The 19,819-nt window shown below is 39.2% G+C and carries 18 protein-coding genes; 16 read left to right on the plus strand and 2 right to left on the minus strand.

Annotated features, from left to right (window positions below; all coding sequences use genetic code 11):
• Nucleotides 1–24: 24 nt before the first annotated feature.
• The 9 genes from D4T97_RS16040 (at nt 25) to glsA (ending at nt 8,770) form a co-directional block, all read left to right on the plus strand.
• Nucleotides 25–933: a PIG-L deacetylase family protein gene (locus D4T97_RS16040; RefSeq protein ID WP_126051775.1), complete on the plus strand. Its 909-nt coding sequence runs from the start codon at nt 25–27 to the stop codon at nt 931–933.
• Nucleotides 934–962: 29 nt separating this feature from the next.
• Entirely contained in the window at nt 963–1,820 is an 858-nt protein-coding gene (locus D4T97_RS16045; protein ID WP_126051776.1) for a 6-hydroxymethylpterin diphosphokinase MptE-like protein, read from the plus strand.
• Nucleotides 1,821–2,052: 232 nt separating this feature from the next.
• A complete protein-coding gene (locus D4T97_RS16050; RefSeq protein WP_126051777.1) occupies nt 2,053–2,718 on the plus strand; it encodes an acylneuraminate cytidylyltransferase family protein in 666 nt (221 codons plus the stop codon).
• A 23-nt stretch (nt 2,719–2,741) separates the two neighbouring features.
• Entirely contained in the window at nt 2,742–3,587 is an 846-nt protein-coding gene (gene kdsA, locus D4T97_RS16055) for a 3-deoxy-8-phosphooctulonate synthase (protein ID WP_126051778.1), read from the plus strand.
• 3 nt (nt 3,588–3,590) lie between these two features.
• Nucleotides 3,591–4,571 (plus strand): KpsF/GutQ family sugar-phosphate isomerase, encoded by a 981-nt coding sequence (locus D4T97_RS16060; RefSeq protein ID WP_235872283.1) that lies wholly within the window; start codon nt 3,591–3,593, stop codon nt 4,569–4,571.
• Nucleotides 4,572–4,574: 3 nt separating this feature from the next.
• On the plus strand, nt 4,575–5,105 hold the full coding sequence (locus D4T97_RS16065; RefSeq protein ID WP_126051779.1) for a KdsC family phosphatase: 531 nt from the start codon (nt 4,575–4,577) through the stop codon (nt 5,103–5,105).
• 1 nt (nt 5,106) lies between these two features.
• A complete protein-coding gene (locus D4T97_RS16070) occupies nt 5,107–7,275 on the plus strand; it encodes a right-handed parallel beta-helix repeat-containing protein (RefSeq protein WP_126051780.1) in 2,169 nt (722 codons plus the stop codon).
• Nucleotides 7,276–7,322: 47 nt separating this feature from the next.
• The gene (locus D4T97_RS16075; protein WP_126051818.1) at nt 7,323–7,784 is read left to right on the plus strand and encodes a VanZ family protein; all 462 of its coding nucleotides are present in this window, start codon (nt 7,323–7,325) and stop codon (nt 7,782–7,784) included.
• A 56-nt stretch (nt 7,785–7,840) separates the two neighbouring features.
• A complete protein-coding gene (glsA, locus tag D4T97_RS16080; RefSeq protein ID WP_126051819.1) occupies nt 7,841–8,770 on the plus strand; it encodes a glutaminase A in 930 nt (309 codons plus the stop codon).
• Nucleotides 8,771–8,788: 18 nt separating this feature from the next.
• Here glsA and D4T97_RS16085 read toward each other — a convergent pair whose 3' ends face one another.
• Entirely contained in the window at nt 8,789–9,763 is a 975-nt protein-coding gene (locus D4T97_RS16085) for an MBL fold metallo-hydrolase (protein WP_126051781.1), read from the minus strand.
• 553 nt (nt 9,764–10,316) lie between these two features.
• On the opposite strand from D4T97_RS16085, the gene D4T97_RS16095 reads away from it, so the two are divergent.
• From D4T97_RS16095 to D4T97_RS16105, 3 genes are all read left to right on the plus strand, one after another.
• Nucleotides 10,317–12,200 (plus strand): glycosyltransferase, encoded by a 1,884-nt coding sequence (locus D4T97_RS16095; protein WP_126051782.1) that lies wholly within the window; start codon nt 10,317–10,319, stop codon nt 12,198–12,200.
• Nucleotides 12,201–12,293: 93 nt separating this feature from the next.
• Nucleotides 12,294–12,668: a cytochrome-c oxidase gene (locus tag D4T97_RS16100; protein WP_126051783.1), complete on the plus strand. Its 375-nt coding sequence runs from the start codon at nt 12,294–12,296 to the stop codon at nt 12,666–12,668.
• A 307-nt stretch (nt 12,669–12,975) separates the two neighbouring features.
• Nucleotides 12,976–14,016: an NAD-dependent epimerase/dehydratase family protein gene (locus D4T97_RS16105; RefSeq protein WP_126051784.1), complete on the plus strand. Its 1,041-nt coding sequence runs from the start codon at nt 12,976–12,978 to the stop codon at nt 14,014–14,016.
• A 290-nt stretch (nt 14,017–14,306) separates the two neighbouring features.
• Here the strand turns inward: D4T97_RS16105 and D4T97_RS16110 are convergent, their stop codons facing one another.
• Nucleotides 14,307–15,011, minus strand: coding sequence for a YjjG family noncanonical pyrimidine nucleotidase (locus D4T97_RS16110; protein WP_126051785.1), 705 nt, complete (start codon nt 15,009–15,011; stop codon nt 14,307–14,309).
• Nucleotides 15,012–15,270: 259 nt separating this feature from the next.
• Between D4T97_RS16110 and D4T97_RS16115 the strand changes: the two genes are divergently transcribed.
• The 4 genes from D4T97_RS16115 (at nt 15,271) to D4T97_RS16130 (ending at nt 19,597) form a co-directional block, all read left to right on the plus strand.
• Nucleotides 15,271–16,329 carry a YeeE/YedE family protein gene (locus D4T97_RS16115; RefSeq protein WP_126051821.1) on the plus strand — a complete coding sequence of 353 codons (1,059 nt, stop codon included), beginning with the start codon at nt 15,271–15,273 and terminating at the stop codon, nt 16,327–16,329.
• Nucleotides 16,330–16,341: 12 nt separating this feature from the next.
• Nucleotides 16,342–16,566, plus strand: a complete 225-nt coding sequence (locus D4T97_RS16120) for a sulfurtransferase TusA family protein (protein WP_126051786.1) — start codon at nt 16,342–16,344, stop codon at nt 16,564–16,566.
• 568 nt (nt 16,567–17,134) lie between these two features.
• The gene (locus D4T97_RS16125; RefSeq protein ID WP_126051787.1) at nt 17,135–19,087 is read left to right on the plus strand and encodes an LTA synthase family protein; all 1,953 of its coding nucleotides are present in this window, start codon (nt 17,135–17,137) and stop codon (nt 19,085–19,087) included.
• Between the two features lie 96 nt (nt 19,088–19,183).
• Nucleotides 19,184–19,597 carry a VOC family protein gene (locus D4T97_RS16130; RefSeq protein ID WP_126051788.1) on the plus strand — a complete coding sequence of 138 codons (414 nt, stop codon included), beginning with the start codon at nt 19,184–19,186 and terminating at the stop codon, nt 19,595–19,597.
• Nucleotides 19,598–19,819 lie beyond the last annotated feature (222 nt).

A 19,819-nucleotide genomic window follows, 5' to 3' on the forward strand; every position in this document is an offset into this window, starting at 1 on the left:
ATAAAAATAAAGCGAGTGAGTATCTTGAGAATTGTAAAAAAACCTATCATTAACTTTATTCAATACATTCATGAACATGAAAAAATAATAAAAAAGGTAGAGTATATAAGAGGAATATATAAATATCCAGGTAAAATGTTGGGCCGTAAATTTCCAAATAACAACATAAATAATAATATTGATGTTCTCGTTTTTGCGGCTCACCCTGATGATGATGTATTAGGTTTAGGAACCACTTTATCTCGACATAGTCAGAAGGGCGATACCATAAAAATTATTTTTGTTACGAACGGATCTAAAGGAGTAGGCGAAAGTTGGAACATTAGAGAAAGTGAATCAATAAGAAGATCAGAGGTAAGGTATCGAGAAGCAGTTCAAGCTTTAGCAGTTATCAATATTCCTAGTGAAAATATATTTTGTCTGGGATATCCAGATGGCGGAACTCAACGATATCTGAAAAACATGTCAGTGGATATTCTAATGTTAATACAAAAATATAATCCTGGGCGAATATACGTACATTGTATTGAGGGTGGTCATGGGGATCATGATATGACAAGCTTTGTAGTAAAGTCTATATGTGAAAAAATAGGCTATTCAAATGTGTTTGAATGGACAGAATATAATCCAAAACAACCTCTAGGATCCCATGATGTAAATTTTTTGCCCTCTCAATCACCAAAGCAAAAAGAGATTAAAATTGATATCTCTAAAGAGGAGCAAAGTCTAAAACGACAAATGTTAGCATTTCATCAATCTCAAGATGTTGAACAGTTCTTTTTACAAGGTGAAGCTATTCGTCAAGCTAATACTTCTAAATTAGAAAAAGAATTATACGATCATTGTCAACTACCAAAGAGCAGGTTACTACCAATATTAAAAGAGTTTAATAAGTTTTTGAGTAAACTTGTAGCTAAACATTCCTTTTATTAAGTCAATTTAGACAAAATGGGGTAGGAAATATGACATTAAAATCAATTTTGAAAAGTAATAGATTTACAAATAATTTAATTACACAAATAAGAAAATTACAGTATAATATTATTCCTTATATTTCATCTATTATTATTTTCAATATAAAAAAAATCCTAAGAGTTACCCGTATTGATAAAAAAAGTCGTTACGAAAAGTTAAGAGAAATTAAAAATAAGCATAAAGGAGAAAGGTGTTTTATTGTAGCTACGGGCCCAAGTTTAACAATTGAAGATCTGGAAAAGCTAAAAAATGAAATAACCTTTAGTATGAATTCAATTTGTTTGGCTTTCGATGAAACTGATTGGAGACCAACTTATTTTGGTATTCAGGGGGTATATGTATTTAATAAACTTCAAAAATATATAGAAAAATTAGATGTCCAATGTAAATTCATAGGTGATACAATTCCAAAACAAAAAGTTTATTCGGATGATTATTATGTTTATCCAATTAATATGCTTAAACATAATATGGTACACCATAGGTATAAGACTAAATTTAGTGATGATGCCTTTGCAGTAGTATATGATGGATATTCCATCACCTATTCTCTCATTCAAATAGCTGTATATATGGGATTTAATGAAATTTATTTACTTGGGGCGGATTGTAACTACTCAAGTAATATGAACCATCACTTTAAAGAATACGATTACGTAGATCCAACATTTTTATTAGCAGGTGATAAAATGATTAGCGCCTACAAAGTAGCGAAGAAATATGCCGACCGTAATAATATAAAAATTTATAATGCAACTAGAGGAGGAATGCTTGAAGTATTTGAAAGGGTAGATCTCGATGCGGTATTATCAGAAAGAAATAAGGGGAAATTTAGTGCTTCGTGAGTATTAAATTAAGTGATTGACATTGTTGCATAAAGATGTTATTTTTTTAGTGTTAATTGTTCTTTATAAAGTGTCTCTGTTACCATGGAAGTTTCTTTAACCTATAAGAATTGTGTATTAATGGATTTGTGGAAATCTATTTATTTTTTGAGGCACATGTTCTTTATAATGAACAAGGCTCATTTTTTTATTTTGGATAGCATTAAAAATTTAATGATGAGGGATGTAAAAGATGAGAAAAAAAGTAGTCGCATTTGTCCCAATTAAGTTAAATAGTCAGAGATTACCAAATAAAAATATCCTACCATTAGGTGACCAGCCATTAAGCTGGTATATATTCAATACTTTATTGGAGATCGAATCAATTGATGAAGTATGTGTTTTTTGTAGTGATGAAAAAATTATGAACTATTTACCAACGGGCGTGAAATTTGTACAACGAGATCGTTATCTTGATGGGGACCTGGTTAAAGGCAACGATATATATAGATCTTTTATCAGTCGAGTTGACAGCGATATTTATCTACTTGCGCACACTACATCTCCTTTTATGACTCCTAAATCGGTAGAAGTTGCATTATATAACGTTTTAAGTGAAAACTATGATTCTGCATTAAGTGTTCAGAAAAGGCAGACTTTTGTTTGGCATAAAGGGCAGACACTAAATTATGAAATCAATGATATTCCACGGACTCAGGATATCGAACCTATATATATAGAAACTAGTGGATTTTATATCTTTAAGAAGGAGCACTTTTTAACCCATAGGAGAAGGATCGGCTTTAAGCCGTATTTCCAAGAACTAGATGATATTGAAGCAATTGATATTGATACGAAAGAGGATTATGAATTTGCCCTAAAAATCATGAACAACAATAAAGTTCCAATAAAAATCTAAAGAAAACATTGGAGATGAACTTTATGGTAAAGGAAATTAAATTACGGGATCACATAATTTTTGGTGGCAGCCATCCCTTCGTTTTAATTGCAGGCCCTTGCATGATTGAAAGTGAACAACTTGTTATGGAAACAGCTGTAGTTATTAAAAAAATAACAGAAACACTTAATATTCCATTCGTTTTTAAAGCATCATTTGATAAAGCCAATCGTTCATCCATTTATTCGGAAAGAGGACCTGGAATTTATAAAGGGTTAGAGATCTTGGAAAAAGTGAAAAACGCTTTAAACATTCCCGTAACGACTGATATACATGAGGCAGGTCAAGCGGAGATTGTAGCTGAGGTAGTTGATATTATTCAAATTCCAGCATTTTTATGTAGACAGACTGATCTGTTAGCAAATGCCGCTAAAACAAACAGAATCATTAACATAAAAAAGGGTCAATTTCTATCTCCTTGGGATATGAAGAATGTCATAGTAAAGATAAAAGAATCAGGAAACGATAAAATTTTATTAACCGAGCGAGGTTCTACGTTTGGGTATAACAACTTGGTTGTTGATATGCGTTCGCTGCCTACAATGAGAGGATTTAACGTCCCTGTTGTTTTCGATGCCACGCACAGTGTGCAGATACCAGGTGGTTTAGGAACAAGTACCGATGGAAAAAGAGAGTTTGTACCGTATCTCTCCCGAGCAGCAGCGGCAATAGGTATTGATGCATTATTTTTAGAAGTCCATCCGAATCCTGATCATGCATTATCGGATGGACCAAACATGATAAAACTTGATGAACTTGAGGAATATCTTAAACCTATAGTGGAAATCGATCGACTTATTAAGGAAGGTGAAAAAGAAAGGAGGGTCTAAACAGTGGAAAACTTATTAACAGCTAATGAGCATATCTTGACCATTAAAGAAGTGTTAGGCAAAGAAGCCCGGGCGATCATGAACTTAATTGATGATGTCAATCAAGAAATGGCTGAAACAATAGAAATGATCCTTGCTTGCAGGGGGAGAGTAATTGTTACTGGTGTCGGGAAATCCGGAATTATTGGTCGCAAAATAACTGCTACTTTAGCGAGCACTGGGACCCCTTCTTTATTTTTACATCCCGCCGAAGGGCTCCACGGCGATTTAGGTATGGTTACTAATTCTGATATTGTAATGGCATTGTCTAATAGCGGAGAGACTGGTGAAGTTATCAATATGATACCGTCGATTAAAAGAATAGGTGCAAAACTTATCGCTTTTGTAGGAAATGAATATTCCACTTTAGCGAAAAAAGCAGATAGTATGCTTTGTATAGGTAGGGTAAAGGAAGCCTGTCCCTTAGGATTGGCACCCACTACAAGTACCACTTTGATGCTTACTTTAGGTGACGCTATTGCCGTCGCCTTATTAAAAGCTCGTAATTTTTCGTCTGAAGATTTTGCTGTTTATCATCCAGGAGGTTCGTTAGGAAAGAGATTACTACTCACTGTTAACACTATTATTGAGATTACTAAAAAAAATCCAAAATTAAACATGGCGAATACAGTTAAAGATGCGATTTTTAGTATGACTGAATCTGGATTAGGAGCAACAAGTATTATAGATGACAATGGTAAATTAGTAGGGATTATAACAGATGGAGACATACGAAGATCATTAGGAAAAATCAAAAACTTTATGGATCTTTGTGTTAAAGATTTATTTAACCAAAATCCCATCATAATTAAACAAAATGCTTTAGCTGTAGAGGCATTAAATATTATGGAAAATCAAAAAATCAATGTATTGCCAGTAGTAAATGATAAGAATGAACCAATAGCTATGATTCATTTACATGATATTACTAGATTGGGTTTTTAAATGATGGAAAAAAATGAAATTAAATTAATCGTATTAGACGTTGACGGTGTATTAACAGATGGGAAACTATTGATTGGTTCTGATGGTGTCGAATATAAAAGTTTTCATGTGAAGGATGGAATGGGGATTAGTCTAGCTCGTTTTCACGGAATAAAGATTGCCATGATTACTGGTAGAAAATCTGAATCTGTACACATTCGAGCAAAAGAGTTACGTGTTGATTTTTTATACGAAGGGATTACGAATAAAGAAGAAGTATTAGATGAAATTGTAACAACACTTAATATAAGTCTACAAAATGTATTTTATATGGGTGATGATATCAATGACTTACCAGTCATTAAATTAGTTGGATTTTCAGCTGCTCCCAAAGATGCTGCAGATATTGTTAAAAGATCCGTAAGCTTTGTAAGTCATTTTAATGGTGGGAACGGAGCTGTCCGGGAAGCTATTGAAATAGTTTTGTCCTACCAAGTGGATTACGATGTTCTGGTCGAGAAATACCTAAATGAAACAATAAGGATGACTCAATAATATGAGGAAATGGATGATATTATCCGTAGTTGTATTGGCTTTAATAATAAGTTCCATTGTTTTAGTCGATAGGGGTATTAAACCGTCTTCAGAATCCGCAGGTCAAAACAAAAGTACGCTTAAAAATCCAGTCTATGAACTTGAATTGGACCGATGGGGCGTTCATAAAGATGGGACTCATCCGCGGGAGACTACTAAAGGGATCAATGCTGCACTTAAATGGGCAAAGGAAAACGATTATAAAACCTTTAAAATTCCGGATGGAACGTATCTCATTTCCAAAGGTACAGAACAAGATGATTCCGAAGCGAGTATCAAAATGGTTAGCGACATGGATCTGCTGTTAAGTGAAAAAACAATCCTGCAAAAAGAGGCAAATGAATATGAAGGCTATGCAGTTCTTTCCCTCGGAAAAGAAGTGAGAAATGTGACTGTGAAAGGCGGCACTTTCCTAGGGGATCGTGATCATCATGATTACTCAAAAAAGGGTCCTGAATCAGCGGGAACTCATGAATGGGGATACGGAATTGAAATAGTTGGTGCGGAAAATATAGTTATCGACGGAGTAAAAGCAGAACAGTTTACTGGAGACGGAATTTTTGTGGGCGGAACCACTATTACGGGGTCTCCAATTTTGGAAGAAGATTTAGAGTTGGGAAGTATTGATGATAAGGGAAATCCTGTTGAAGAAAAAGGGATGGTAAGAACCAATAACCGGACGGTTACTAATTTCGATGATCCGGAGTATGAATCATACAAAAATATATATTTTTGGCTTCCTGAGGGAATCGACGAAGGCAGTAAAGTAGATGTGTATTTTTATCGAAAAGACGGTAGTTTTATTAAAGCGGATAAACAAATAGACTTCATTTCAGGTGAGTCATTAATCCCGGAGGGCGCTGATTATTTCCGTGCGGTATTTGAAGCGCCTTCAACAAAAGGAGTCAAGGTAGATCGGATGACCGTCGCCATTTCGAAGAATATCACTATTAAGAATTCCGACATCGGCTACAACAGAAGACAGGGGATCAGCTTGGTCGGGTCAGATGGTGTGCAAATCTTTAATAACCATATTCATCATACGAATGGGACTGCCCCAGAAAGTGGCATTGATATCGAACCGGGATTTTATCCTGGAAGGAACACCATCATTAAAGGGAATAGATTCACCGACAACATCATACAGGTTGTCCTCGCTTACGGTGAGAATGTCCGGGTTGAAGATAACCATTTTGAACAAGATCTAAAAGAAAGCGTCGGATTGGCTGCAGATCAAGGGTTTAAGGGAGATGTTGTCATAAAGGATAACAACTTTATTGGTTCAGGTTTAACCTTGAATTCAGAGAGTGCCATGGCTGACAACAACCAATTCAAAAACGGCGCCATTACACTTTTAGGGAAGAATATTACTTTTAGCAATTCTACCCTCGTCGATGCCAGCCTTAGCGTCGGAAGTGAAGAGGGCCAGAAGATATCAAATGTAACAATGGAGCATAATGGAAATCAACCTTGGATTCTCTATATTGCAGACAAATCGGCTCATTTGAGAGATGTTGCTATTAATGCCAAAACGCAAAAGCAAGGTCTAATATTAGGGCCAGGGAACAGCCAAAATGTCTATGATCGATTGAAAGTGGAAGATAGTGATGGATCAGGGACCGTCCTTCCTGCTGGTACATATAATCAATGTTCCTTCAAGGCAGGGAGCCTTGCAATTAATAATGCTGGGAAGTATGTTTTGGACGAATGTCTTATAAAAGGTAAAGAAAATTTGTTGATTGTAGATAGTACGTATGGAAATCCGGACGTTACTATTAAGAACTCAGTACTAGAAGTAAAAGAAGATATCGAAAATGAGGCTGCCATCTACGTTTTAGGTGCCAAGAACTTCGAACTTTTGGACAACAAGGTGTTAGCTAAAAATAACAGTAACAATGCGCCACTCATTAAGATAGGACCGTACGGGAATCCGATACATACAAATGTATTTGGTGTAACTATTAAGGGGAACATACTTCAAACGAATAAGGAAAATTCAGCAATAGACACATCTAATGCAGGTACTGATGCTCCACCATACATGGTGGAAAATAATACGATCTATAATGGTAAATTGGAAATGTCAGAAAAAGACTTGAATCGAAACAATAAATTAGTTAAACAGGAATGAAGCCACTACCCAGATGCAGCCGTAATTTTTTAACTGGTGGTGCTGCTATGTTTATTGGCAAGTATGTTTTAAGAATACTGCCGTATCTTTACATCTTATTCATTTGGGTACAATCCAGTTGGTTTAATCCTGAATCAGTGTACCGACTCTCTAATTATCTAAGCTTTCGATTGATTGTACTAATAGGCTTTTGTTTGGAACTTGCTCACTTGATTGAGTTTGGGATTTTATATTTACTGATAATTATAGCCTTCTTGACTTATGGAAATCTTACAAAGAAAAAAGAAATACTAGCCATGGGAGCGGCCATTTTATATGGGATTGTTGATGAAATCCATCAATTATTCACTCCGTATCGGTCATTTTCTACAGTGGATATCATCAAGGATGTCATTGGCGTTGTTGTCATGTGGTGGATTGTTCGAAGAGCTTACTATAAGGAAAAGCCGCCCACAATCGGAGGATTATTAAAAAAGGTTACTCAAACTTCAGCTAGAGTGAAAAGATGAATTCAATTTCTTATATAAATAATCCTCTTAGTACATACTACCAAATGGTGATGAATATGGCGTGTCGCTCCAATCAAGAATTAAAGGCTTTTGTTAATGAAGCGAGAAATTGTACAACATTCGGTCATATAGCTGATTATATTCCGGTACTTGGAAAAGCCCGTCCGGATGATTTATCCATTGCTATTTATTATCCCGATGGAGAATGTGTTTCCGCGGGAGAAATTGAGAAAAAGTTTACACTGCAAAGTATTTCAAAAGTGATTAGCCTTGCACTTGTTTTAATGGACAGAGGAAAAGAACAAGTTTTTCAGCGAGTTGGAATGGAGCCTACAGGCGACCCCTTCAATTCAATAGCAAAGCTGGAAACTACGGCTCCTGCTAAACCTCTGAATCCCATGATTAATGCGGGTGCTCTTGTTGTAACGCATATGATCGAAGGAGAAGAGGTCGAGAACAGGCTTCAGCGCCTTTTATCATTAATCAGACAAATGGCAAATAATCCTTCTATTCAAGTTAATGAAGAAGTGGCTCGTTCAGAGTTTGAAACATCCCAATTGAACAGGGCACTTTGCTACTTTTTAAGGCAACATAAAGTCCTGGACGAAGATGTTGAGGATTTAATGGATTTATATACGAAGCAGTGTGCAATCGAAATGAATTGTCTAGAATTGGGAAGAATTGGAATGGTTTTTGCGATGAACGGCTATGATCCTGACAGCAAAAAACAGCTTATCCCTGAAGATATTGCGCGTATATGCAAAACATTCATGGTGACTTGCGGTATGTATAACGCCTCCGGGGAATTTGCAATTAAAATCGGGATTCCTGCCAAAAGCGGTGTTTCTGGCGGAATTATGGGGGCCGTTCCTGAAAGATTTGGGATCGGGATTTTCGGACCAGCCCTAGATGAAAAGGGAAACAGTATTGCTGGAATTAAGTTGCTGGAATTACTGTCGGAGAATTATCAATTAAGTATGTTTTAAAACCGGGGCTCGGCTGACTCACAGCCGAGCAACTTGCTTGGAAACATACCGCCAAATTCCGTTCACTAACTCTTTCCCAACCCTCCCCCTCTCCTCCAAATAATCCAAATGCCCAATCACTTCCGACATGACAAGTGAGAATTGCTTCTCGTATATATCCTTATAATATGCCCGCGCAATGTCGCCCGCTGTTGCATATCCAGCCTCTACCAAACCCAGGAATTTCTCGGCCTTCCTCCCAATCCCTGCCATTCTTTTTTCAATCAATTCACGAGGATTTTCAATCAAGACCCCATGCCCAGAAAAGACTGTATCCATTGGAGTAGACAGGACTTTTTTCAATGAATCGTTATGGGCAGAAAGCGAACGGATTCTCTCTCCGGTTGCGTCCGGCTCAACCAAGGCATTGCTGGAAATATGGCTGATCAACAGATCACCTGCAAAAAGCCAATCCTCGTCCGCGGCATATAGAGCAATTTGGTCTGGTGCGTGTCCGGGAACTTCAATAATCTCAAAATTTTCAAAGCGGCCCGGACTCAACTCATAAAGATCACATTCAATTTTTTGTGACTCATTTGCCTCTGCTGCTTTCCTTAGGTGCTCAATCTGCTTCTTCCCGGATTCGCCGCAGCCCATTTCCTTGTAAAGTTTGCTAAAAAACTCGATTCTCCCATAGATAAATTTCTCATCTCTTCTCAAGCGCGGAAAGGCAAGAGGGTGGGCGTACACCGGAACGGGATTTGTAGATGCGATTCTGTTTACGAGTCCGACGTGGTCGATATGATGATGGGTCAGAATGATGTGGGAAATATCCTTAATCTCCAGCCCATTTTTGTTCAAAGTATCGTTCAAAGCATTCCAGCACTCATTGTTATTTAAACCCGCATCAATCAATATGAGGGACTCGTCTGTCTTAAGTAAATAAAAATTGATGCTTTTTAAGGAAGATCTGACTGGGACAATAATCGGGAATACTTCTGTCAAAGTGGTCACTCCTCTTACCTGAATGGGGTCATTTTAAAATTGCATGAATTCAAATAGATATTTCCAGCTAAAGTTAAAGTGGAGGCTAAATAGTAGGCTACAGCTGATCACTCCTAAGATTACCTGATATTTTATCATGGGACTACAAGTAAATTAATTTATTACTTTTTTCAAATTTCATTAGAGAGGTGCAGCCATCAGACTGACTGTGGAAGTGGGTTCTATATAATCACCAATTTAACTCAGGCTAAAAACTTTATAAAAAGAGGTGGTGTTGACCCATAAGTACAGATTTAGATGGGTTAAAAACTATACACATGATAAGGGTTATTTACCAATAAAGAAGCGAAAAGCTTTTTAAACAAACAGCCCAGCCTTTCATGCATTATTCTCAGGAGTACTGAGTAAAACAAATGAATACAAACTTTAATCCAGCCGTATTTATTAGAACCTCGCTAATCACATACCGTAATTATGCGGTGTTTTTTATTTTAGGGCAGTTTATATTCTAAAATCTTTGTCCATCCCTATAAGAAGATAGAATACAAAAGGATGAACTGCTTTGAACGATTACGCCGTGTATTTCATGCTGCATTCAATTGAAAAGGTTAGGGGTGGGATGACCCGGGCAGCCATTCAGCGTGCAAAAATGTTGAGTCGGTTCTATGAAGAAGTTGGTTTGATCACCTTCGACTTTAATCCGGATTATGAGGACGTGATCCAACATTACAATGAGATTGGTCTTTGGAATGACAAGATCAAGCATCATAATGTGTATGAATTTTTGAAGAGTCTGCCGGATATAGTTCCGCAGGCTCCTATTCAAGGTTCGAATAACAGTGCCGAAGAGATTTCTTTGGTTCATCCCTTAAAAAAGCATGTCCTATACGACCGCAAAGGTCGGCCGAGAAAAGTGACGCATTATGATGATAAGAACGGAAAAGCAACAAAAGAGCTATTGATTGCAGAAGACGGACGGTGTTTTTTAAAAAGAAATTTCCAACCCGTTAGTTACGTATGGCTGGATAGGAATGGAACTATCAGAAAATCATTTAAAACGGTAAAAGATTATCGGCATCATTTTATTCAATCTCTTATTAATAACAGGGAAGCGATTCTGCTGTCAGATAGCCGTTTTACAGATAAGATTCTCATGGGGGTCAAAAATAATAAGATGGCTAAGGTGGCTGTTTTACACAGCAATCATCTACAATCACCATATCAATATGGGAGTACGCTTGTAAAAAGGAATGAATTGCTATTTGGTCGCATGAACCATTTCGACGCTGTTGTTACTCTAACTGAGAGGCAGGCTGAAGATATCGGCAACAGGTTTGGCCGCCGGTCCACCATCCATACTGTCGGACATCCTGCACTTGTACCAAATGAAAGCGGAGAAGCGCATGATCCATACTTAGCAGTCATGCTTGCACGATATTCAGGAATCAAGCAGATTCCTCATGCGATTAAGGCCTTTAAAAGAGTGGTCAAAAAAGTGCCTGAAGCCAAACTTGAGATTTGGGGATTTGGCAAGGAAGAGTATCGGTACAAAAGGCTAATTAAAAGGTTAGGATTGGACAGGAATGTCTTTATCAAGGGATTTACCAATGATATTGAAGGGGCTTACCGAAGGGCTGCCTTTTCATTGATTACTTCAAAGTCCGAAGCGTTCGGCATGTCGATCATCGAAAGTATGAGTATCGGAACGCCAGTCATTTGTTATGCCTGTAAATATGGTCCAGTTGACATTATCACTGACGGAAAAAATGGTCTTCTGGTTGAACCTGGTGATATAAAAGGCTTGGCAGATACAATGATTGATCTGTTTATAAATATGGAAAAGCGGCTTGCTTTAAGCAAGGAAGCAATGAAGGTCACAGAAGTATTTGCGGAAAAAAGGTTGGCTGATAGATGGAATTTAATTTTAGAAGAGGCAAGAAAGCAGAAGGACCAAAGGGTTCATATAAAAGAAGTTGAAGCGGAGTTTACGAATGTTGCTTTTAACAAAATGGGTATTGAAATAAAAGGCAAGATCCGTTTCAACGGACTTGAGGCGGCTTTCCGGCATAAAACAATTCTTTTCCTGCAGCTGCGAAAACGAAAAGACATGGAGGATATTTATGCCCCTTTGAAGGTCAACTGGGAAAATCCAAACTTATTGATATTCAAAGGTGAATTTACTGAGCTTCAAAAACTGCACAAAGGCCAATGGGATATAAATATTAGTATTTCCTGTTTGAACTTCCATCAATTTTTACAGCCAAAGTTGTCCACCCCGGTTTTCGGGTTTGGAGAAGCAAATTCGGATGTGAAACTGTTGACCGAAGGACAGCATGTTTGTCTAAAGGTTTATCGGCCGAAGAAAAAGCGGGCTTTTAATGCTTATTTTTTTCTTGAAAAATATAAGGCGAAAATTAGAGATAGGATTCGTAATGCGAAAAATTAGCTTTAAAAAGCCGCAAAAATTTTTCGGCCAACGTATACATGATATGCCCTACTCATATATTTATTAACGAAAAAGGTATGAGGGGGGTTTTTTATGGGTGTTAAGCTGATAAAAATTGCTGTGGTGTATTTTCTGATTGGCATTTCCCTCGGGCTTTACATGTCTTTCACGCATGTATTCGCCTTGTCCACAGTCCATGTTCACATTAATCTGCTCGGTTGGATGTCACTTGCGCTTGCTGGTATTTTATATTTGTTATTTCCTCATTTAACACTGACATCCGCTGCAAAAGCGCATTTCTGGCTTCACAACCTTGGTCTGCCTGTCATGATGGTCAGCATTGCGCTTGCCATAATGAAGGTAAGTCCCGTCTTTTTCCTTATCGCAACACTTGGAGGAGTCGTTACAGTTCTCGGTGTTTTCTGTTTCGGATATAATGTTTTGAAAAACTTAAAGACAAAAGCATAGTACTTTTCAGGAGGGCCGATTTTTTTCGGCCCTCTTATATCTAGAGAGAAAGCATAAATTTTTTATAAATATTCGTATAAAAATATTGTTTCTCTGTCCAGCTCCAGCACCTATCGACTAGCAGACTTCGCGCCTCCGCCTACGATAAGTCAACATTGGCTCCTACGTCGCCGTGTTTCCTTTATCTCGTTGGAGTCACTCCAGTCTGTACGTCGATGAACAGGCGCTTGCGCTTTTGTTCTGGAATGCCAAAGGAATAACCGAACAAAAAATGAATAAATAAGGATAAAAGGAGGGAGGTATGGAGATGAACATTTTAATTTTGGGAGGGACCCGGTTTCTGGGACGTCATCTGGTGGAATCCGCACTGGAAAGGGGCCATAAAGTAACGCTGTTTAACAGAGGGAGCGACCAAGATGTTTTTCCGGAAGTAGAACGGCTCATAGGGGATAGAGACGGAAGCCTGAAAGCACTCCGGGAACGGGAATGGGATGCAGCTATTGATACGTGCGGGTTCGTTCCCAGGACAGTGAGGAAATCGTGCATAATGTTGGGCAGTGTCAAGCATTATACATACATTTCTAGCATCTCCGTTTATAAGGATCCTGTTGTTCCCGGGATTGATGAAAGCGGAACTGTCCAATCGATGGATGAGGATAAGGCCGAGGAAGTGACGAGAGATACTGCCGGGCCGGTCTACGATTATTACGGGCCACTGAAGGCCTTGAGTGAGCAAGCTGCGGAAAAAGAACTTCCCGGCAAGGTTTTGACGGTTCGCCCAGGGCTGATTGTCGGTCCGTACGATTATTCAGATCGCTTTTCCTATTGGGTGGACAGAGTTGCTAAAGGCGGGGAAGTTTTAGCGCCAGGCTGCCCAGAGCGTCCCATTCAGTTCATTGATGTGAGGGATTTGGCTGAATGGGTCGTCCAAATGGCGGAAAAGAATATAACCGGAACCTATAATGCAGTCGGTCCCCAAGATGTGTTAACAATGGGAGCTTTGCTTGAAAAATGTAAGGAAGTAAGCGGCAGCGATGCTGAATTCACTTGGGTTTCTGAAAGATATCTTATGGAAAATAAAGTCGGTCCGTGGGTGGAGATGCCACTTTGGATTCCAGAGGAATTTCCGTTGCAGGGCGAAGAAAAGCCATGGAACGGGTTTATGGCTATTAATAACCGGAATGCTGCGCAAATGGGGTTAACCTTTCGTCCATTATCCCAGACAATCGAGGATACGTTAATTTGGGAAAGGCAGTGCAGGGTAAATGATCAGAGGAAGGCTGGGATGGACTCCGTACGTGAAAAGGAACTTCTTCAGGGGTGGCATGCCGTTTTGCAGGGAAAATAATCTGTATTTATTTTCCAGGAAGCTACTTCACACTCGTTAGTTAGAGGACAAAGGAACGAGTGCAGAGAATCTCACTGCACTCGTTTTTAAAAATTATTTACTTTTTTTAGTTATTGGGACAGTTGGAGGCTTGTTCGTCTTCATGCGTTCAGCGTCTCGTTCAAATGCTTCTCTTGCTTTTACGAAAATAATACTCATTTTTTCTGCCTCCTTCAAACTGGTTACTATTCCTTTTTCCTTTTTTCGCTCAGTAAAACTTAAAATTGTTATTACCGTGAAAATGCTGCAGCTTAAACGTTCAGACTAACTTCACGGGACACAATTTTTAAAAGGTCTGTCAATTCCTTAATTTCATAGGTCGGCAAAACGCCTGTATGATTTTCCTGCTGATCCGGATTGAACCAACATGTATCGATGCCGTAATTTATTCCTCCACGAATGTCAGAAGTCAAGGAATCCCCTACGATTAAAACTCTAGTCTTGTCATTAATCCCGAGTTTGGAAAATGCATAATCAAAAATTCTAGTATCAGGTTTCTGAAATCCAGCTTTTTCGGAGGTAATTACTTCTTCAAATCTATTTTGAAGTGAAGATCTTTGAACCCGGGAAATTTGGACATCCTGAAATCCGTTTGTTAATATAGCGAGCCGACAATCAGTTAGGTTGGTGCATAAATCGGCCGCACCCTGTTTAAGATGGGATTCCATACCTAAATATTCGAGATATTTGTTGCCGAATTCTTTGGCATTGACCTCAAGCTCATGTTTAAGAAACAGCCTTCTGAACCTCTCCACTTTCAAATCGGATAACAATATTATTCCCTGCTCCAGCTCTGCCCATAATACGGAGCTGATCTCTTTATAGCTTGGACGATAATCCATCACCTCGCCAGGAAGCCCAAATTCCAGAAAAACTTTTTCCAGTGCTTCTTTTTCCGAAAGTCTGAAATCAAACAGGGTGTCGTCCATATCGAATAGTATCGTCTCGTATTTCATATTTACCTCCATGGTTGCATGTATTGTGAATACCAGCAGAATTAAATAAGTATGATCATAATTTTCAGGAAAGTCTGCTGACGATTTCAACGGCAGCTCTTGAATAACCTTAATCTATTTTATCACATTTATTTCCAGCTTTATTTTATTAACTTCACATTTTCCCCTTGACGAATTTAACGGAAAGCTCTAAAATAACTTAATAAATCCTATGAGTTTACTTTGTTTTAAAAGGGGAGGAAAAAACAAGATGTTTCAAATGATTGTTACGGGCCTTTTGTGCGGGGCGCTTCTTGGTTTTGTCATGCAAAGAGGGCGCTTTTGTCTGACAGGTGGATTCCGTGATATGTATATAGCAAAAGACAACCGCATGTTTTATGCATTATTGATAGCAGTTGCCGTTCAAAGTGTAGGAGTATATACGCTAATTGAACTGGGTATCGTTCAATTTGATGCCGGTGGTTTTTCATGGATGGCCACAATTATCGGCTCCTTTATCTTCGGAATCGGCATTGTGCTCGCGGGTGGATGTGCAACGGGCACATGGTATCGGGCAGGTGAAGGACTGCTTGGTAGCTGGATTGCATTGTTCGGGTACATGTTTATGAGCGCAGTTATGAGAACGGGAATTTTGGGTCCTGTCGATCAATCGATGAAATCTGTACAGACATCGTCAAATTCCATTGCAGAAACTACAGGAATATCCGTTTGGGTTTTTATTGCCATTTTCATTGCAATTGTTCTTTGGGTAGTCATAAAAGAATTGAAGAAGCCTAAAATTGCCATTCCTACAATGAAGCCTAAGCGGACAGGATTAAGTCATTTGCTATTTGAAAAACGCTGGCATCCATTCTTTACCGCTGTCCTAGTTGGAGTGATTGCTTTGCTTGCGTGGCCTCTCAGTGAGGCAACAGGCAGGATGTTCGGCTTGGGAATTACAGCACCGTCTGCTAATATCCTCCAATTTTTAGTGACTGGAGATAATCAATTTATTAACTGGGGAGTATTTTTAGTTCTTGGAATCTTCCTCGGATCTTTCATCGCAGCTAAAGCCAGCCGCGAATTCCGCTTTAGAATGCCTGATGTGAAAACAGGGATTTCCAGTTTTCTCGGAGGGAATTTGATGGGGTTTGGAGCAAGCCTTGCGGGTGGTTGTTCTATTGGGAACGGTTTGGTGATGACCGCAATGATGACATGGCAAGGGTGGATTTCACTATTGTTTATCATCTTGGGAACGTGGACTGCGTCCTATTTTGTCTTCATTCGTCCACAGGTTAAAAAGAAAACAGTTGTTTCAGACACAACTATTACTGCATAGGAGGATCATAAAATGGCAAAAACATTAGATGCAATGGGGAAGGTTTGTCCATTTCCATTGGTTGAAGCAAAAGAAGCGATAGAAGAAATTTCTGCAGGCGATGAACTGGTGATCAATTTCGACTGCACGCAAGCGACAGAAAGCATTCCGCGCTGGGCGGCTGAATCTGGATATGAAGTCACAAACTATGAGCAGCTTGGAGAGGCTGCGTGGACAATTACGGTAAAAAAGAACTAAGTTTTTTAATGGGTATGAGCGAAGCAGTGCTGCTTTGATCATACCTTTTTTATTTTGAGCGTTAGGACACGTAGAAGCAAAACGGTACACGGCAGGTGATGGGCTTAGTACCTTCCGAAGATGCCCCCGAAACGAAAACACGGTAGGCATCGCAGCAGAATGCAGCAGAGTGAAGTAGCCAGGTCGGCAAACGAGATATATTGCTATAAATACCGGCATTTGCACCCCCGCAACCTTCCGCGCTGTGTTCATTTTGTATCAATTGTCATAATATGGCCTTTTTTGTAAAACGAATTTTATTTACCCCATCACATTCCATATCGTGCCTTTGTGCACCTGGAATTTCCACATTTTTATTATTGATGATAAGGGTTCCAGTATATCTTATGGGTTTACTGATTGCAGAACATGTGGTTTAATTATTAAGTATCAATTTTAAGTGAACTCAAATTTAAAGAATGAGTTTCCTATACATGTAGACTTAACTAACGATGAACTCCAAGACAGGATGCTGTTTTGGGTTATTTTTTGTTAATGAGACAGCCCTAGATTATTTGAGGTGAATATAATGAAGAAATTCTTAAGTACAAAAACGGGCTTTTTTACAGTGATGGTGTTTTTCTTTTGGATTAAAACGTACATTATTTATCAAACGGAATTCAACCTGGGGATCAAGAACGGGATGCAACAATTCCTTTTGTTCTTCAATCCACTGAATTCTGCTCTGATTTTTCTTGGTCTAGCCCTGTTTGCGAAGGGTAGGAGGATCGGCGTATGGTTGATTTCTATTTATACAGCTTTGAGCTTCTTATTATACGCTAATGTAGTTTTCTATCGCTTTAACAGTGATTTTATTACCATTCCGACATTGACCCAGACAAGCAACTTCGGCAGTCTTGGGGGAAGTATCGCAAACCTGGTTGCATGGCACGATATTTTTTATGCGCTGGATATCATTATCATGATCGTCTTTTTCATCATGGCTAAGGGGAACTGGTCCACCGAAAGGATCAAGATTCGCAAGCCTTTGATGGTATTGACATCTGGCGTTGTATTGTTCGTTGTCAACTTGGGCTTAGCTGAGATCGATCGTCCTCAGCTTTTGAAACGGACGTTTGACCGGAATTACATTGTAAAATATCTAGGTGCTTACAACTTTACAATTTATGATGCTATTCAAAGTATTAATTCGTCCAAACAGAGGGTCATGGCTTCCAGTGACGATATTACAGAAGTAGAGAATTATACGAAGAGCAAATTTGCACAGCCTAACCCGGAGTATTTTGGAAAAGCCAAAGGGAAAAATATTATTAAGATTCACTTGGAGTCTTTCCAAACATTTTTGATTGATTATAAGCTTCATGGGGAAGAGGTCACTCCTTTCTTGAATTCCTTGGTCCGTGATTCTGATTACACGTATTTTGATAACTTTTTCCATCAAACGGAGCAGGGGAAAACAGCGGATGCTGAATTGATTATGGACAATTCGTTGTATGGATTGCCTCAAGGCTCGGCGTTTGTTACAAAAGGCAACAATACGTATCAGGCATTGCCGGCCATTTTGCATCAGCAAGGATATACAAGCGCGGTGCTTCACGGCGACTACAAGTCTTTCTGGAACCGGGATGAAATATATAAAGAGTTTGGTGTGGATGAATTCTTTGATGCCAGCTACTACAACATGTCCGATGAGAACGTGATTGGTTATGGGTTGAAGGATAAACCGTTTTTTGAAGAATCGATTCCTATGCTCAAATCGTTGAAACAGCCATTCTATGCCCACCTCATGTCGGTGACGCATCACCATCCTTATTTGATTGATGAAGAGGATGCCACGATTGCGCCGGCTGAAACGGGAGACCCGTCAGTGGACAGATATTTCCAGACTGCCCGCTATTTAGATGAGGCTTTGGAACAGTTCATTAACGATTTGAAGGCTGAAGGATTATACGAGGATTCAGTCATCTTGTTATACGGAGACCACTACGGTATTTCTGATAACCATAATCGGGCGATGCAGGAACTGCTCGGAGAAGAAATTACTTCGTTGAAACATGCTGAGTTGCAGCGTGTTCCATTGATGATCAGAGTGCCTGGCGTAAAGGGCCAAGGTGTGAACCATGAGTATGCGGGTCAAATTGATGTTGTACCGACATTGCTGCATTTGCAAGGCATTAAAGCCCAAGACTATATCCTGATGGGGACTGACCTGTTCTCAAAGGATCATAAAGCATATGTTCCGTTTAGAAACGGCGACTTCATGACTGAGAAGTTCAGCAAAGTCGATGGAGTGTATTATGATAACGCCACGAAAGAAAAGATTGAAGAACCGACGGAAGAGATGAAAAAGGTCAATGACTCTGTCATGCGTGACCTGCAGCTGTCTGACAAGGTAATGTATGGAGATTTATTGAGATTCTATACACCAAATGACAGCTGGACCCCAGTAGATCCGAAACAATATGTATATGGAAAACAGGAGCGGGAAAGACTTCAAGAGCAGGAAGCTCAAAACAAATAAGCTACCAAAAAAACACAGGCGATCTGCCTGTGTTTTTTGGTGTGAAGGAAGTTCGGTGATATAATCAACCTATCGTTATGAAAAGGAGTGGTTGACATGTCAGTCGATGCTTACCTTATGTTTGATGGAAATTGCAGGGAAGCTGTGGAATTTTATGCACAAGCTTTTAAAACGGAGAATCCCCAGTTCATGACCTTTGGAGAAGCTCCGCCCAATCCAGAATATCCTCTTCCTGAAGAAGCTAAGGACAGAATTATGCATACTCGCTTAACAATCGAGGGCAGTAATGTGATGTTCTCAGATACTTTCCCTGGGAATGAAGTGGTTTATGGAAATGGTATCACCCTTGCATTTGTAAGTGATGATATGGAAAAATTAAAAACTGCTTTCGATAAGCTGAGTGAAGGTGGCACGGTTGAGATGGAACTGCAGGAAACGTTCTTTAGCAAAAACTACGGAAAAGTGACAGATAAGTTTGGCATCGGCTGGCAGATCAGCCACGAGGGGTAAGTAACAAAAGCGCAAGCAGCCTGTTCATCGACGTACAGACTGAATAGAAAATCGGAAGCCGGCTGCTTAGGGGCGACAAGTGCTGGAGGGAAAGACAGTGAAGTCGTTCTTTGACTTCATTGACTTGACCGAAGCGACCTCGAGCCCCTGCCGGCCGCAGCTAGACAGTCGAAAATCGGAAGCCGGCTGCTTAGGGGTGACAAGCGCTGGCAGGATCAGAAC

The sequence above is a fragment of the Siminovitchia acidinfaciens genome, from assembly GCF_003605385.1.
GTDB lineage: Bacteria > Bacillota > Bacilli > Bacillales > Bacillaceae_C > Siminovitchia > Siminovitchia acidinfaciens.